General features: G+C 33.3%; 14 protein-coding genes and 2 pseudogenes. 12 read left to right on the top strand and 4 right to left on the bottom strand.

The window, feature by feature from the left end; genetic code table 11:
* From B4I81_RS05460 to B4I81_RS05450, 3 genes and pseudogenes are all read left to right on the top strand, one after another.
* Positions 1 to 210: pseudogene (locus B4I81_RS05460) on the top strand (lysine--tRNA ligase); the annotation flags it as partial.
* A 120-nt stretch (positions 211 to 330) separates the two neighbouring features.
* Complete coding sequence (locus B4I81_RS05455; RefSeq protein ID WP_291108538.1) at positions 331 to 762, top strand: hypothetical protein; 432 nt, start codon at positions 331 to 333, stop codon at positions 760 to 762.
* Between the two features lie 82 nt (positions 763 to 844).
* Positions 845 to 1,171 carry a hypothetical protein gene (locus tag B4I81_RS05450; protein ID WP_291108536.1) on the top strand — a complete coding sequence of 109 codons (327 nt, stop codon included), beginning with the start codon at positions 845 to 847 and terminating at the stop codon, positions 1,169 to 1,171.
* A gap of 31 nt (positions 1,172 to 1,202) precedes the next feature.
* Here B4I81_RS05450 and hemL read toward each other — a convergent pair whose 3' ends face one another.
* The 3 genes from hemL to B4I81_RS05435 form a co-directional block, all read right to left on the bottom strand.
* Positions 1,203 to 2,489 carry a glutamate-1-semialdehyde 2,1-aminomutase gene (gene hemL / locus B4I81_RS05445; protein WP_291108535.1) on the bottom strand — a complete coding sequence of 429 codons (1,287 nt, stop codon included), beginning with the start codon at positions 2,487 to 2,489 and terminating at the stop codon, positions 1,203 to 1,205.
* On the bottom strand, positions 2,489 to 3,331 hold the full coding sequence (locus tag B4I81_RS05440) for a glucosaminidase domain-containing protein (RefSeq protein ID WP_291108533.1): 843 nt from the start codon (positions 3,329 to 3,331) through the stop codon (positions 2,489 to 2,491). Before B4I81_RS05440 ends, hemL begins: the two co-directional genes overlap by 1 nt.
* Positions 3,332 to 3,462: 131 nt before the next feature.
* On the bottom strand, positions 3,463 to 4,374 hold the full coding sequence (locus B4I81_RS05435; RefSeq protein WP_291108531.1) for a 1-aminocyclopropane-1-carboxylate deaminase/D-cysteine desulfhydrase: 912 nt from the start codon (positions 4,372 to 4,374) through the stop codon (positions 3,463 to 3,465).
* A 597-nt stretch (positions 4,375 to 4,971) separates the two neighbouring features.
* Here B4I81_RS05435 and hsdR point away from each other — a divergent pair.
* The 5 genes from hsdR (at position 4,972) to B4I81_RS05410 (ending at position 10,843) form a co-directional block, all read left to right on the top strand.
* Entirely contained in the window at positions 4,972 to 7,350 is a 2,379-nt protein-coding gene (gene hsdR, locus B4I81_RS05430; RefSeq protein WP_414655089.1) for an EcoAI/FtnUII family type I restriction enzme subunit R, read from the top strand.
* On the top strand, positions 7,351 to 7,797 hold the full coding sequence (tnpA, locus tag B4I81_RS05425) for an IS200/IS605 family transposase (protein ID WP_291108527.1): 447 nt from the start codon (positions 7,351 to 7,353) through the stop codon (positions 7,795 to 7,797). It abuts the gene before it with no gap.
* 42 nt (positions 7,798 to 7,839) lie between these two features.
* On the top strand, positions 7,840 to 7,968 hold the full coding sequence (locus B4I81_RS05420; protein WP_291108525.1) for a hypothetical protein: 129 nt from the start codon (positions 7,840 to 7,842) through the stop codon (positions 7,966 to 7,968).
* A gap of 158 nt (positions 7,969 to 8,126) precedes the next feature.
* Complete coding sequence (locus B4I81_RS05415; RefSeq protein WP_291108523.1) at positions 8,127 to 9,563, top strand: N-6 DNA methylase; 1,437 nt, start codon at positions 8,127 to 8,129, stop codon at positions 9,561 to 9,563.
* Positions 9,560 to 10,843, top strand: coding sequence for a restriction endonuclease subunit S (locus B4I81_RS05410; RefSeq protein ID WP_291108521.1), 1,284 nt, complete (start codon positions 9,560 to 9,562; stop codon positions 10,841 to 10,843). Before B4I81_RS05415 ends, B4I81_RS05410 begins: the two co-directional genes overlap by 4 nt.
* A gap of 324 nt (positions 10,844 to 11,167) precedes the next feature.
* Here B4I81_RS05410 and B4I81_RS05405 read toward each other — a convergent pair whose 3' ends face one another.
* On the bottom strand, positions 11,168 to 11,491 hold the full coding sequence (locus B4I81_RS05405) for a hypothetical protein (protein WP_291108519.1): 324 nt from the start codon (positions 11,489 to 11,491) through the stop codon (positions 11,168 to 11,170).
* Positions 11,492 to 11,519: 28 nt separating this feature from the next.
* Between B4I81_RS05405 and B4I81_RS05400 the strand changes: the two genes are divergently transcribed.
* The 4 genes and pseudogenes from B4I81_RS05400 to B4I81_RS05385 form a co-directional block, all read left to right on the top strand.
* Positions 11,520 to 11,699: a DUF5522 domain-containing protein gene (locus tag B4I81_RS05400; protein WP_291108517.1), complete on the top strand. Its 180-nt coding sequence runs from the start codon at positions 11,520 to 11,522 to the stop codon at positions 11,697 to 11,699.
* Positions 11,700 to 11,823: 124 nt separating this feature from the next.
* Entirely contained in the window at positions 11,824 to 13,809 is a 1,986-nt protein-coding gene (locus B4I81_RS05395; protein ID WP_291108515.1) for a urocanate hydratase, read from the top strand.
* Positions 13,810 to 13,866: 57 nt separating this feature from the next.
* Positions 13,867 to 14,382 (top strand): DUF4136 domain-containing protein, encoded by a 516-nt coding sequence (locus B4I81_RS05390; protein ID WP_291108513.1) that lies wholly within the window; start codon positions 13,867 to 13,869, stop codon positions 14,380 to 14,382.
* 122 nt (positions 14,383 to 14,504) lie between these two features.
* Positions 14,505 to 15,639: pseudogene (locus tag B4I81_RS05385) on the top strand (hypothetical protein); the annotation flags it as partial.

Here is a 15,639-nt window from a genome sequence, read left to right as displayed (position 1 = left end):
GAGAAAAAAGGTCCAGAATTAACAGAAGACGAAAAACATATTATCGAAATTTTAAAAGCTAACGAAGGAATTTCGATTGGTGATTTAAAAACTAAATCAGAATTGAGCGGTAAAAAATGGGATGCTGCTAGTAAAGGATTAAGCAAACACGGCTTGATGCGTGTTGTTGTAGATGGCGAAAATAAAATTGCTGAATACTTAGGGAAATAAGATCAAACAACTAAATTTCAAAGCGAAACTTTTTATAGAGTTTCGCTTTTTTTTATTCTCTAATTAAACCTTTTTATTTCCTGAATGTCTTATCATCAAAACAATTAAAAAATAAAGAAGATGAAAAAATTAATTTTAGCAATTGCTTTAGTGATGACAACATTAACCTTTGCACAAGACAGAAAACAGGGAAGAGAAAAATTAACTCCTGAACAGCAAACCGAACTTCATGTTAAGAAAATGACTCTAGATTTAGATTTAGATGCACAACAACAAAAAGAAGTAAAAACCATTTTTTTAGAGCAAGCGAAAAAAAGAGAAGCCAAAATGGCCGAAATGAAAGCTAAAAGAGAAAAAGGTGAAAAACCATCTGCTGACGAAAGATTTGAAATGAAAAATAAGATGTTAGACAATCAAATTGAAATGAAAGCCAAAATGAAAAAAATCTTAAAGCCAGAGCAATATAAAAAATGGGAAGAAAACCACGATGAAAAAGCAGCACAAGCAAAAGAAAAAATGCAAAAAAGAGTAAAAGAGCGCAGAGGTAATTAATTATTTTTGACAAAATGTTTTGTTTTAATCTCAAATTTAATTTAGATTTGACAAACCAAAAAAAAATCAACTGTATTTAATTATGAAAAAAATAGTCTTTTCTCTAGTATTATTCTTTGCGTTTAGCGCTTTTACTTTTGCTCAAGATCAAAAATCAAATGATCCTAAAATGGCCGCAAAGTTAGAATTAAATGAATTGGTAAAAGTGATTCCTTTGGAGAGCAATTTAGAAAATGGCTTATATGATTTATTAGTTTACAAACACGTAAATTTAGCCAAAGCTACTTCTGATAAGGAAAGAAATGAAGTTTATTCCATTATGAAAAGTAAAATTGATGGGTCTCTTTCTCCTGAGCAGTTAAGAAAACTTAAAAGTAATAAAGCTCTTTATGAGAATCTAATTAAATAAGAAATGTCCCGATAAAATCGGGACATTTTTATTATAACTCTCTTGCTGTTTCTGCTATTGCATTAATTGTAAAATCTAAATCTTCATACGTTAGTGCATCTGTGATAAACCAAGTTTCATAAGCGGAAGGCGCAATATAAACTCCGCGTTTTAATAATCCGTGGAAGAACTTTTTAAATGTATCGTTATCACCATTTTTAGCGGTTGCAAAATCATAAACAGGATTAGCATCAAAATGTACGGAAATCATCGAACCCACTCTATTAATCGTAAAAACAACGCCTTCTTCTGTTAGTACTTGACGAATTCCTTTTTCTAAATATGCTGTTTTTTCTTCTAAACGTTTAAAAACATTTGCATCAGCATTTAATGCTTTCAACATTTCTAAACCAGCAGCCATAGCCAATGGATTTCCAGACAAGGTTCCTGCTTGATAAACCGGTCCTAACGGCGCTAAATAATTCATAATTTCCTCTCTTGCAGCAAAAGCTCCTACAGGCAATCCTCCACCTATTACTTTTCCAAAACATACAATATCTGCTTGAATGTCGAATAATTGTTGTGCTCCTCCTTTTGCTAATCGAAATCCGGTCATTACTTCATCAAAAATAAGCAACGCTCCATTAGCAGTACAAACATCTCTAAGCGCTTCTAGAAATCCTTTTACTGGAGGAATACATCCCATATTACCAGCAACAGGCTCAATAATAATCGCTGCAATTTGATTTTCGTTAGCTTTAAAAAGAGCTTTAACATTATCAATATCATTGTAAGCGGCTAATAATGTATCTTTAGCCGTGCCTTCTGTAACTCCGGGAGAATTAGGCACACCAAATGTACTCAAACCACTTCCCGCTGCGATTAAAAAAGAATCTGAGTGTCCATGATAGCAACCCGAAAATTTAATAATCTTATCTCGTTTTGTATAACCACGTGCTAAACGAATGGCACTCATACAAGCTTCTGTACCCGAATTTACAAAACGAATTTTATCGATATTTGGAACCATCGAAACTGCTAATTTTGCAATTTGTGTTTCTAACTCTGTAGGCATTCCAAATGATGTTCCTTTTTTTGCTTTTTCAACCACTGCATTAACTACAGGCTCGTAAGCATGACCTAAAATCATTGGTCCCCATGAGTTAATATAATCAATTAAACGGTTTCCATCTTCATCATACAAATAAGCTCCCTTAGCTTCTTTCACAAAAATCGGAGTACCTCCCACTCCTTTGAAAGCTCTAACTGGTGAATTAACACCTCCTGGAATTACTTTGCTAGCTTCAACAAATAATTCACTACTTCTTTTATATAGCATTATTTAATTTTAATTTGTTGTCCGATTGAAATAGTAGTATCAGACATATTATTTAACTTTTTTAAATCGTCTACTGTAAGATTAAATTTTTTTGACAATGCATACAAGGTGTCTCCTTGCTGAACGGTATAATAGTCGCCACCTTGAGCTGCTACAACTTCTTTTTTAGTAGGTTTAAAATCGCGACTCAGCACTTGATTATCATATTTATACAATTCAAAACGCTCAATTAATCCAATTAATTTATCGGGGTATTTAACATCCGTAGCATATCCTGCTGCTTTTAAACCTCTTGCCCAAGATTCGTAATCTCCTTTGTCTAATTTGAACAAATTTGCATATCGTGTTCTAGAAGTTAAAAACAAAGAATGATCTCTGTAAGATTCTGAAGGATGTTCGTATTTTCTGAAACATTCTTGCTCTGCATCATCATCATGACGAACACTATCTCCCGTCCATCCTGTGTGGCATTTTATCCCAAAATGATTGTTGGCAGATTGTGCTAACTTGCCTTTTCCTGCTCCCGATTCTAAAATTCCTTGAGCCAAAGTAATACTTGCTGGAATTCCATGATTTTTCATGTTATTCATAGCGATTTCTTTAAAGTTTTCAACGTAATTTTGAATCTCTTCGGCATACGTTTTAATGTTTGAAGTTGCTTCTAAAGAAACTTGAGCATTATTATCTGAAGTTTTTGAATTGGGATTTTTAGTAAGTCCTTTTGTAGCAGTTGATTTTGAATGTACAACTGGTTTCTTTTTAGTTGTTCTAACAACAGGATTAGTACTTTTACAACTTATTACTAAGAGTGCTAAAATAAAAATGACGAATTTACTTTTCATTTGTTTGTGTTTCTATACCATTTAAATTTATCGAAATTACCCTCATTATACCCCCTCATAAATCAAACAATAATTATGATGACAGACAGGAGCATACTTTTTTTTAGAAATCATTAAGCCATTAAAAAAGCTTACATTTCATCATAACAGATTATTTCTCTATTCTTTTTTTGTAGCGCCAAATTCATTCCTTTAACGCCTTGTAAACCACCCGAATGAATCATAAGAATCTTAGCATTAGGTGGAAAAAAATCTTTCTCAATCAAGTCCATTACGCCATATACCATCTTTCCTGTATATATGGGATCGAGAGGGATTTTTGTTTGCTTGTAAAATGCATTTATAAACTGAATTAATTCGCAATTTACTTTTCCATATCCACCAAAATGATAATCATCGTTGATAATCCAATTTGATTTGGTTACAAAATTACGAATAACATCAGATAAAAAAGCACCTTTTAGAGAAGAAAATCCAATAAGTTGTTGGTTTTCTGTAGAAGAATTCACAAGACCTGAGAAAGTTCCGCCAGTTCCTGTAGAACAAACCACATGAGTAAAAAAAGTTTTATCTTCAACCGTTAAAATTTCTTCGCATCCTTTAATTGCTAAAAAATTTGTACCTCCTTCAGGAATTAAGTAAAAATTTCCAAAAATGGTCTGTAATTTTTCTTTAAAATTAGTGTTTTCTTTTTCACGATAGTCCGACCTAGAAACAAAATAAAACTTCATTCCTAATTCTTGTGCTTTTATTAAAGTAGGGTTTTCATGAATTTTATACTCTATTTCTTCTCCCCTTATTACACCAATAGTTGAAAACCCAAATTCAGCACCCGCTCCAGCAACTGCTAAAATATGATTTGAAAAAGCTCCACCAAAAGTTAACAAAGTAGAATGACCCAATCGTTTAGCTTCTTGAATATTATATTTGAGTTTTCTAAATTTATTTCCAGAAATGATTGGATGTAACAAATCTTCTCTTTTAATAAAGAGCTCTATATTATTTGGAAAAGATAATGGTATTTTTTGATTAATTGAGTGCATAAAAAAAGCAGCTAGTTAAAGCTGCTTTCAAATATACAACAATGTGTGTTATTTATTTATTGTAAATTGATATTTTCTTTGAAATGCCATAAAGTCGAAAAACATGTTGAGAACTTAAGTTACCAAAAAGCGCCATAATTCTCTGCATTTAATACAACTCTCTTATGAAAGCCTAGAACGTTCTTGAGTTCGTTTTTTTTCTTTTTTTGCTAAAAAATGGACTTGACGAGTTTTTCAATTCGACCTGTCGAGTTTTACAATTCGACCTGTCGAGTTGAAAATTTTAACCTGACAATTTTTTACGTTTAATTTTGGAGCTTAAATGAAGACCATTTGTTTTAAAAAGCTATTTAATTTAGAAAAAAAAACATAAAAAAACTCTAAAAAATGGGGCTAATTACCCGTTTTTGAATTAAATTGCTTTCGAAAGCCTTGAATAGTTACAGCCAATTGTGTCGAAATAATGAGGTATAAATAATCTTATTTATAAAAAACTTCTTTTTATGAATATTTTATATGTCACAAAAATACATATTAATAAGTACTGTTTAACACCATTTTTTTATTAAATTTGAAGAATTCAATGCTATTAAAATGATTGATAAAAAGAAATTATCAGAACGCGATATTTGTACAAAATTTATAACACCTGCTATTCAAAATGCAGGATGGAACTTACAAACACAAGTACTTGAAGAAGTGACTTTTACCGATGGTAAAATTTATGTTCGTGGTAAATTGACTGCTCGTGGTGAACGAAAAAGAGCGGATTATTTATTGTACTATCAGGATAATCCTATTGCCATTATTGAGGCAAAAGATAACAAGCATTCGGTTCGTGCAGGTATTCAACAAGCGCTTAACTATGCTAGAATATTAGATATTCCAAGTGTGTTTAGTAGTAATGGTGATGGTTTTGTATATCATGATAGAACCGTAAATGATGATTCTATTGAAACCGAATTAGCTTTGGAAGACTTTCCTTCTCCAGAAGCATTATGGATGAAGTACAAACACTATAAAGGTATAGTTACTGAACAAGGCGAAAAGATTGCTTTACAAAAATACTTTTCGGATGGTTCGGGAAGAAAACCACGATATTATCAACAAATTGCAATAAACAGAACTGTTGAAGCCATAGCAAACGGACAAAATAGAATTTTGTTAGTCATGGCAACAGGTACTGGAAAAACGTATACGGCTTTTCAAATTATTCATCGATTATGGAAAAGTGGTGCTAAGAAGAGAATTTTATTTCTTGCCGATAGAACTGCTTTGATTGACCAAACCAAACGTGGGGATTTCAAACATTTTAAAGATAAAATGACGGTGGTTAAAAACCGTATGATTGATAAAAGTTATGAAATTTATTTGGCTTTATATCAAGGTTTATCGGGTGCGGATGAAGATGCGAATGCTTACAAACAGTTTTCACCTGATTTTTTTGATTTAATTATTATTGATGAGTGTCACAGAGGAAGTGCCAAAGAAGATAGTGCATGGAGAGAAATTTTAACATATTTCAAAAATGCTACACACGTTGGTTTGACTGCTACACCAAAGGAAACTAAAGAGACTAGTAATACCGAATATTTTGGCGACCCAGTGTACACGTATTCTTTAAAACAAGGAATTGACGATGGATTCTTGGCTCCTTACAAAGTTATTCGTGTGGCTTTGAATGTAGATGCAGAAGGATATCGACCTGAACAAGGTAAAACCGATAAAGAAGGTAACGAAGTAGAGGATAGAATTTACAATAGAAAAGATTTTGATAGAAGTTTAGTCATTGAAGAGCGAACGGATGCGGTTGCCAAAAAAGTAACAGAGTATCTTAAAGGATTTGACCGTTTTGCTAAAACTATTATTTTTTGTGTAGATATTGACCATGCCGAACGTATGCGAAATGCTATTGCTCGCCATAATGCTGATTTGGTAGCAGAAAATTATAAGTATGTAATGCAAATTACAGGCGATAATGAAGAAGGAAAACGTGAGCTGGACAACTTTATTAACCCAGAAGAAAAATATCCTGTAGTTGCTACGACCTCTGAATTAATGACCACTGGTGTTGATGCGCAAACGTGTAAAGTAATTGTGCTTGATGCTAACATTAATTCCATGACGAAATTCAAACAAATTGTAGGTCGTGGTACGCGTATCAATGAAGAGTTCAACAAATTGTATTTTACGATTTTAGATTTTAGAAATGCTACGGATAATTTTGCCGACCCTGAGTTTGATGGACATCCGTTACGAGTTAAACCAATAACAGAGGGAATTGATTTAGAAACTATCATTGACGAAGAAGAAACTGAAGACACTCCAATTATTGATGAAGTTACAGGAGATGAAATTATAATGGCACCAGCTGTAGTAAGAGAGCCATCAAGCACTAACGAATATCAAAAGAGACCGAAACAATATGTGAATGGGGTGGATGTTTCTATTTTGGTGAGTAGAGAATTGTATTTTGACCATGATGGCAAGCCTATTACTACAAGTTTAAAAGATTACACGAAAAGTATCATACAGAAAAAGTTTGCTTCTTTAGATGATTTCTTATTGACTTGGAACCAAGCGGATAAAAAAGAAGCCATCATCAAAGAATTACAAGAGCAAGGCGTAATGGTAGAAGCTTTGTATGATGCGGTTGATAAGCAAGTAGATTTGTTTGATTTGATTTGCCACGTAGCGTACGACCAACCACCATTGACTAGAAAAGAACGAGCAAATAATGTCAAGAAACGCAACTATTTCACTAAATATGGCGAACAAGCTCGTAAAGTTTTAGAAACGTTATTAGACAAATATGCAGATGAAGGTGTTGAAAATATAGAAAGTATTGAAGTATTGCGTGTAAAACCTTTTGATGAATATGGTTCTCCTATTGAGATTATAAGTCATTTTGGAAATAAACAACATTATTTAGAAGCCGTTAAAGAATTAGAAAACGAATTATATAGAAAAGCATAGATGCCATTCATCAAAGTATATATTCATTTTGTTTGGAGTACCAAAAATAGATTTCCATTTCTTAATTCATTAGAGTTGAGAGAGAAAATGTGGAAACACATCAAAGAAAATGGAAAAGAAAAAGGAATTTTTATTGATTTTGTAAATGGGTATAGTGACCATTGTCATTGTTTGGTTTCATTGAAATCTGACCAGACAATTCAAAAGGTAATCCAAATGATAAAGGGAGAGTCTGCATTTTGGTTTAATAATCAAAATTTTATTCTTGAAAAATTTGGTTGGCAAGACGAATATTTTGCGGTTTCGGTTTCGGAATCAATGATAGAAAATGTTAGAAATTATATCCGAAATCAAGAAACACATCATTCCATAAAATCATTTGATGACGAATATAACAAAATGATTGATGTATATGGATTTCAAAAATTTAATGATAATCTGAATTAATAGAAATGGGTTTCAACCCATTTGGTATAATGGATAAAAACAATGATTCCAATAATGGGTTTTAACCGATTTAATATAAATAAAATTGATGATAAAATCATTTCAATAGAAATGGGTTTCAACCCATTTGGTATAATGGATAAAAACAATGATTCCAATAATGGGTTTTAACCCTAAATTAAAATAACATATGATTATTAAATTAAATGATTGAAATATTATCAGATGGATTGAAACCCATCCCAATTGAAAAATAAAAATTAAAATTATTATCAGATGGGTTGAAACCCATCCCAATTGAAATAAACAAAACAAATTAATATACAAACATGTCAAACATATCCTCCATCCTAAAATCCATACAAACCATCATGTGGCAAGACACTGGTCTTAACGGTGATGCCCAACGCATAGAACAACTCGGTTGGATGTTGTTTTTAAAAATATTTTCCGATAAAGACAAAGAACTCGAATTACTTGACGACAATTATACATCGCCTATACCTGATGAATTTCATTGGGTAAAGGAAAAAGGCAATTGGGCAGGCGATGACGAAGGAATGACAGGTGACGAATTGCTAGAGTTTGTAGATAGAAAATTGTTTCCTGCGTTGCGTAATATTGACGTAAGTTCTGGCAATCGCCGTGCTTTGATTGTACGTGAAGTTTTTGAAGGGAACAACAACTACATGAAAAGCGGTATCAACATTCGTAAGGTGTTGAACAAGTTGAATGAAATAGATTTTAATATTGCCAAAGACCGTCATGCGTTTGGGGAATTGTATGAGACCATTTTAAAAGGCTTACAAAGTGCCGGTAAAAGTGGGGAATTTTACACGCCTCGTGCCATTACGAGTTTTATTACCGAAATGATTAACCCACAATTGGGCGAAAAAATATTAGACCCTGCTTGTGGAACAGGTGGATATTTGACTTGTGCTATTGAACATTTAAAAGAACAAGCCAACAGCGTTGAAGACCGCAAAAGTATTGCTGAAAACGTAATGGGTTGGGAATACAAACCACTACCGTATTTGTTAGCTACGACCAACTTGATTTTGCACGATATGGAAGTGCCTAACATTCGTTTTGGCGATGCTTTAGACCAACCGTTGTCTAACTTTACCGAAAAGCACCGTGTGAATGCTATTTTAGCTAACCCACCGTTTGGAGGTATTGTTGCCAATAACAATGAAAACAATTTTCCACAGAATTATAGAACCAAAGAAAGTGCCGACTTGTTCCTGATTTTAATGATTCATTTATTAAAACAAGGCGGAAGAGCAGGTATTGTATTACCGGATGGCTCGTTAACAGGCGATGGTGTCAAACAACGCGTGCGCCAAAAGTTATTGGAAGAATGTAATTTGCATACCATTATCCGTTTGCCTAACTCGGTGTTTCAACCATATGCTACTGTAGCTACTAATTTATTGTTTTTTACCAAAGGCACACCTACAAAAGAAGTATGGTATTACGAACACCGTTTGCCTGAAGGTCAAAAAGCCTACAACAAAACCAAACCGATACAAGCCAAAGAGTTTAACCCCATAAAAAAATGGTGGAATGACCGCAAGGAAAGCGATATTGCTTGGAAAGTAGATATCGAAACCATTATTGACCGCAATTACGATTTAGATATTAAAAACCCAACCAAGCAAGAAGAAGTACACGAATATAGCAGTACGGAATTAATGGAACTATTGCACACTTCTTTTGAGAAAAGCAATGCCTTGTTAAACCAATTAAAAGAAGCGGTGAAATGAGTTTAATGAGAATTGATGATTTATTTCATTTTGAAAAAGGAAGTTTACAAAGTTCAAAATGCACTGAAGGTGAGTTTGACTTTATAACTGCTTCATCTGAATGGAAAACGCATAACGAATACACACATGATTGTGAAGCATTAGTCTTTGCAGCAGCAGCTTCTGGATCATTAGGTAGAACGCATTATGTTAATGGTAAATTCATAGCAAGTGATTTGTGTTTTATAATTACTCCCAAAAATCAAAGTGAATTACCTATTGATTTAAAGTTTTATCATATGATTTTTAACGAGTTTAAAGATGATATTGTAAAGAATACGAAAGCAGGAACTTCTAAAGAAGCAATTGGTTTAAAAGCTTTTGGAAATTATAAATTGCCATATTTTAATATTGATAAACAAGTTGAAGCAAAAAATCAATTTGTTAATATGCAAGAATCAAAAGTCGAATTGAATATAGAACTCTCCCACCAACTCGACCTAATTAAACAATTACGTCAGGCTTTTTTGCGTGAAGCGATGCAAGGCAAGCTTTGTCATGCTGAACTCGTTTCAGCATCTCAAGAAACAGGTCATGACTTGTTAGCCAAAATAAAAGCCGAGAAAACACAATTAATAGCCGAAAAAAAACTCAAAAAAGAAAAAGAGTTATCTCCAATAACAGTAGATGAAATTCCTTTTGAAATTCCTGAGCATTGGGCTTGGTGTAGGTTGGGGGAGATTTGCTTGAAAGTTACTGATGGCTTTCATAATACACCTCCAAAAGTTAGTAAAGGATTCCCATATATAGCCGCTACCCAAGTAAAATCAGATAAAATTGATTGGGATAATTGCAACTATGTTGAAGAAAAATTTCACAGAGAATTATACACTAAAACAACACCAAAAAAGGGAGAAATTTTAGTAGTTAATATTGGAGCTGGTTGCGGAACTCCTGCTATTATAGATGTAGATTTTGAATTTAGTTTTAAAAATACTGCTATATTAAAATTTAATCAAAAGCTTCTTTTCAACAAATACTTGTTCTATTACTTTATTTTAAGAAAAGATGAATTTTATATAAACCTTACCAAAGGTGGTTTGCAACCTTTTTTAAGTTTAAAAATTTTAAATGAAATTGATTTTCCACTTCCACCACTCCACGAGCAAGAGCAAATTGTGGCAAAGTTGGAGGAGTTAATGGCTTTTTGTGATAGTTTAGAGCAAAGTATTAAGGAGAGTCAAGGGTATAATGAAAAGTTGTTGCAGCAGGTTTTGAGAGAGGCGTTGCAGCCGCAGTGACAAGACGCGTCTTGTCCATTATGTCGTTTTGAGAAGGTCAAAACAAAATAAATAGCAATGGGTTTTAACCCGTTGGGATATAATGAAAAGTTGTTGCAACAAGTTTTGAGAGAGGCGTTGCAGCCGCAGTGACAAGTCGCGTCTTGTCCATTATGTCGTTTTGAGAACGTCGAAACAAAATAAATAGCAATGGGTTTTAACCCGTTGGGATGTAATGAAAAGTTGTTGCAACAAGTTTTGAGAGAGGCGTTGCAGGGTAATACAATAGGAAATGAAAAGATATGGTAGAAAAGATTCAAAAAGTAGCTCCTAAAAAGAAATAATTTAGTACTTCAAAAAATTCCAAAAAGACCTTTGCTTTAAATAGTTAAGGTCTTTTTCATTTTGGTAAGCTTCTTTTTCAAATGAAATATTATAATAAGCTTCTCTCCTATTTCTAAATCGAATTAACCCAACAATAAACTCAATTCCATACCATACAAAAAAAGGCAATACTAACATTTCTAATTGTTGCCGAATATGAATTCTTTCATGATTTAATACTACCCGATTTATTTTGTCTTTTTTATTCAATAAAAAAATAAACGGATAAACTGTAAGTCCACGAAATCCTTTCGGAATTAAATATTTAATAACTAGTACAATCATATTATACAAAATTGGTAAATTTGTCCACATGAACAATGAATTAAATCCAAATAATTTAAAAGAAGGGGAAGATTTTTATTTTACACCTGAAGGATACAAATGCTTTACAGAAAAATATCATCTAAAAAGAGGATATTGTTGCAAAAGTGGTTGTCGTCATTGCCCTTATGGTTTTGACAAAAAAACTGGAACTAATAAGAAAAAGTAAATGGACATCAATTTATTCAAATATCGTATTAAAATTCACAAGTCCTATCATAGGTCTGACATTCGTCATCCTTAGTTTTTAAATTTAATTTTTGGAAATATTATTAACGAATAAAAATTAAAAAATGACATTTAAAGAACAAATACTAGAGGGAATTCCGTCGGTTCTACCCAATCCAAAACCTTATGAAGCAGAAATTAATCACGCTCCAAAAAGGAAAGAAATCTTAACAGAAGAAGAAAAAAAATTAGCTTTAAAAAATGCACTTCGTTATTTTGAACCAAAACATCATGCAACTTTAATTCCAGAATTCAAAGCGGAACTAGAAAATTACGGAAGAATTTACATGTACCGTTTGCGTCCTGATTATAAGATGTATGCTCGTCCAATTTCAGAATATCCTGGAAAAAGCGAACAAGCCAAAGCGATTATGTTAATGATTCAAAACAACCTGGATTATGCTGTAGCGCAACATCCTCACGAGTTAATTACTTATGGTGGAAATGGAGCCGTTTTCCAAAATTGGGCACAATATCGTTTAACCATGAAATATTTGGCTGAAATGACAGACGAACAAACGTTAGTCATGTATTCAGGTCACCCAATGGGATTATTCCCATCGCATAAAGAAGCACCAAGAGTTGTAGTTACTAACGGAATGGTTATCCCAAATTATTCCAAACCAGACGATTGGGAAAAAATGAATGCATTAGGTGTTTCACAATACGGACAAATGACAGCTGGAAGTTATATGTATATTGGTCCTCAAGGAATTGTTCATGGGACAACCATCACTGTTTTAAACGGATTTAGAAAAATTAAAAAATCACCAAAAGGCGGATTATTCGTAACTTCTGGATTAGGAGGAATGAGTGGTGCTCAGCCAAAAGCGGGAAATATTGCAGGTTGTGTTACTGTTTGTGCCGAAGTAAATCCAAAAATTACACACATTCGCCATTCACAAGGATGGATTAATGAGATAGTTGATAACATTGACGAATTAGTTCCTAGAGTTAAAAAAGCATTAGAAAATCAAGAAGTGGTTTCCATTGCTTATTTAGGAAATATAGTTGATGTATGGGAGCGATTTGACCAAGAAAATCTACATATCGATTTAGGATCTGACCAAACTTCTTTACACAATCCTTGGGCTGGTGGCTACTACCCTATCGGATTTACCTTTGAAGAATCAAATGAAATGATGGCAAATGAACCAGATCGTTTCAAAGAAGAAGTTAGAAAAACACTTCGTCGTCATGCTGAAGCAATTAACAAACATACCGCTAAAGGAACGTATTTCTTTGATTATGGAAATGCCTTTTTATTAGAATCTTCAAGAGCTGGAGCTAATGTGATGAATGACCATCCAACATTAGGTAGAGAATTTAAATACCCAAGTTATGTTCAAGATATTATGGGACCAATGTGTTTCGATTATGGATTTGGACCATTCCGTTGGGTTTGTGCTTCAGGAAATCCAGAAGATCTAGCTAAGACCGATAAAATAGCTTGCGATGTTTTGGAAGAAATGATGAAAAATTCGCCAGAGGAAATTCAACAACAAATGGCAGATAACATTCAATGGATTAAAGGTGCGCAAGAAAATAAATTGGTTGTAGGTTCACAAGCTCGTATTTTATACGCTGATGCCGAAGGACGAATTAAAATTGCAGAAGCCTTCAATCAAGCGATTGCAAAAGGTGAAATCGGTTATGTAATTTTAGGTCGCGACCACCACGATGTTTCAGGTACTGATTCTCCTTACAGAGAAACTTCTAATATATATGATGGTTCAAGATTTACTTCTGATATGGCGATTCATAACGTAATTGGAGATAGTTTCCGAGGTGCTACTTGGGTTTCTATTCACAATGGTGGCGGTGTTGGCTGGGGAGAAGTAATTAATGGCGGATTTGGTATGGTTCTTGATGGAAGTAAAGAAGCATCAAGACGTTTAGAGTCAATGCTTTTCTGGGATGTTAATAACGGAATTTCACGAAGAAGTTGGGCAAGAAATGAAGGCGCTATTTTTGCTATAAAAAGAGCTATGGAGACGCAACCTTTATTAAAAGTTACCATCCCTAATTTAGTAGATGAAAAATTATTATAGTTTCAGGTTTCGAGTTAAGATTCTAATTCCTGAAATCAAAACTTAAAACTAAATATTATGAAAACTTTAAAATTTCTTTCCGTATTTTTTTTAGTAATTATTTTAGCTTCTTGCAGTTCTGTCAGAGTAAATGCGGATTATGATAAAAAAGCAAATTTCACTAACTATAAGACCTTTGCATACTTAAAAAATGGCATAGATAAAGTTGAAATTTCCGATTTAGATAAAAAGAGAATTCTAAATTCTATTGAAGAGGTAATGATTTCTAAGGGATTTACTAAGTCTGAAAACCCTGATATTTTGATTAGTATTTTCACAAAAGAACGTGAGCGTGTTGATGTTTATCAAAATTATGGATTTGGTTGGGGTTGGAATCCGTACTGGGGAATGGGTTATACAAATGTTATGACCAGTCCTGAAGGCACCCTTTTTATTGATATTATTGATGCCAAAACAAAAGAATTGGTTTGGCAAGGTGAAGGTTCAGGATATCTCACAAAAGATACCGAAAAAAAAGATGCAAGAATAAAGGAGTTTGTTACTAGAATTTTAGAACAATATCCTCCAAAATAAAAAAAGAAAGGTGTGAAAAAATCACACCTTTCTTTTTTTATTGAATATTAATTATTTCATAATATTAAACTTTGGGTTTTTTGTAACTTTGCAACCGCTTTTCAAATAAAGTAATTTACAGTATGAATTTTTTAAAGGTTTTAACATTATCAATTAGCTTATTCATAATATCCAATAAAAGTTTTTCACAATGCTTTGAAATTGAGAGTATTTTAGTTGATGCATGTGATAATGGAACTGATGAAGGTTATAACGAAATGTTCCGAATGAAAATTGGCGGAACAGCTTTAAACACGAGTACCTTGAGTGTAAACTGGCCTGCTCAGACATGGCTTGGCTTAGTTCAAAATGCTACTACGGCTTCAAAAGTTGCTCAACTAAATGCTAATATAGCATCAACAGGTGGTTGCGGATTGATTTTAGAACCCACTGGAGGTGTTTTACCGGCAAATTCAACTGTAATTGTTGTAACAAGTCAAAATTTAGATATAACCCTGAATTCATTTAGTTCTTTAAGTTCTACTATCTATATGATTTTTCAAAATAATCCATCTACAACAGGTGGACATTTTGCTAACTATAACTTACCTGCTGCAACTCGAACTTTATCTGTTACTTTTGGTGCAGGGTGTTCTGATAGTGTAACTTATCAAAGAGCTAATTTAGTTAATATTTTTGGAACAGTTGGTGGTACTGCAGCCGATTTAAATGGTTCCACTGTCAACTTCACTCCATCTGGAACTGCTTCTTATGTGAATAATGGTTGTGTTGCTCCAGTTCAACCCTTTACTGTTGAGGCAGGAACCACTCCTGTAGCAGCTTGTGCTGGACAAACAATCAATTTATCTGGAACTGCACAAGGACATACTAGTGTTACTTGGAGTGCGGCATCAGGAAGTTTTTCAGCAGCAAATAATTTATTAACCTCTTACACAGTTCCTGCAACAGCAACTAGCGGTAGTAGTATAACTTTAACTTTAACGGCTACTAATTCTTGCTCAACAAACATAACTGATACTGTTGTAATCAATATTACAGGCGTAACTTTAACTCTTGATTCGGCTAACAACAATCAAAATATTTGCTCTGGAAATCCTATTGCTCCTATTCAATATACTTTTGGTGGCGGTGCAACTAGCGTGAATGTAACTGGATTACCAACTGGTGTTACGGCTACAACTTCTGGAAATACAGTTACTATTAGCGGAACTCCTTCTGCTAATTTTTCTTACACAATTTCAACTGTTAACGGTTGTG

Origin of the sequence: Flavobacterium sp. UBA6195 (assembly GCF_002422095.1) — a bacterium.
In the GTDB taxonomy this organism is placed as follows: domain Bacteria; phylum Bacteroidota; class Bacteroidia; order Flavobacteriales; family Flavobacteriaceae; genus Flavobacterium.
This window is presented reverse-complemented; position numbering and strand designations above follow the sequence as displayed.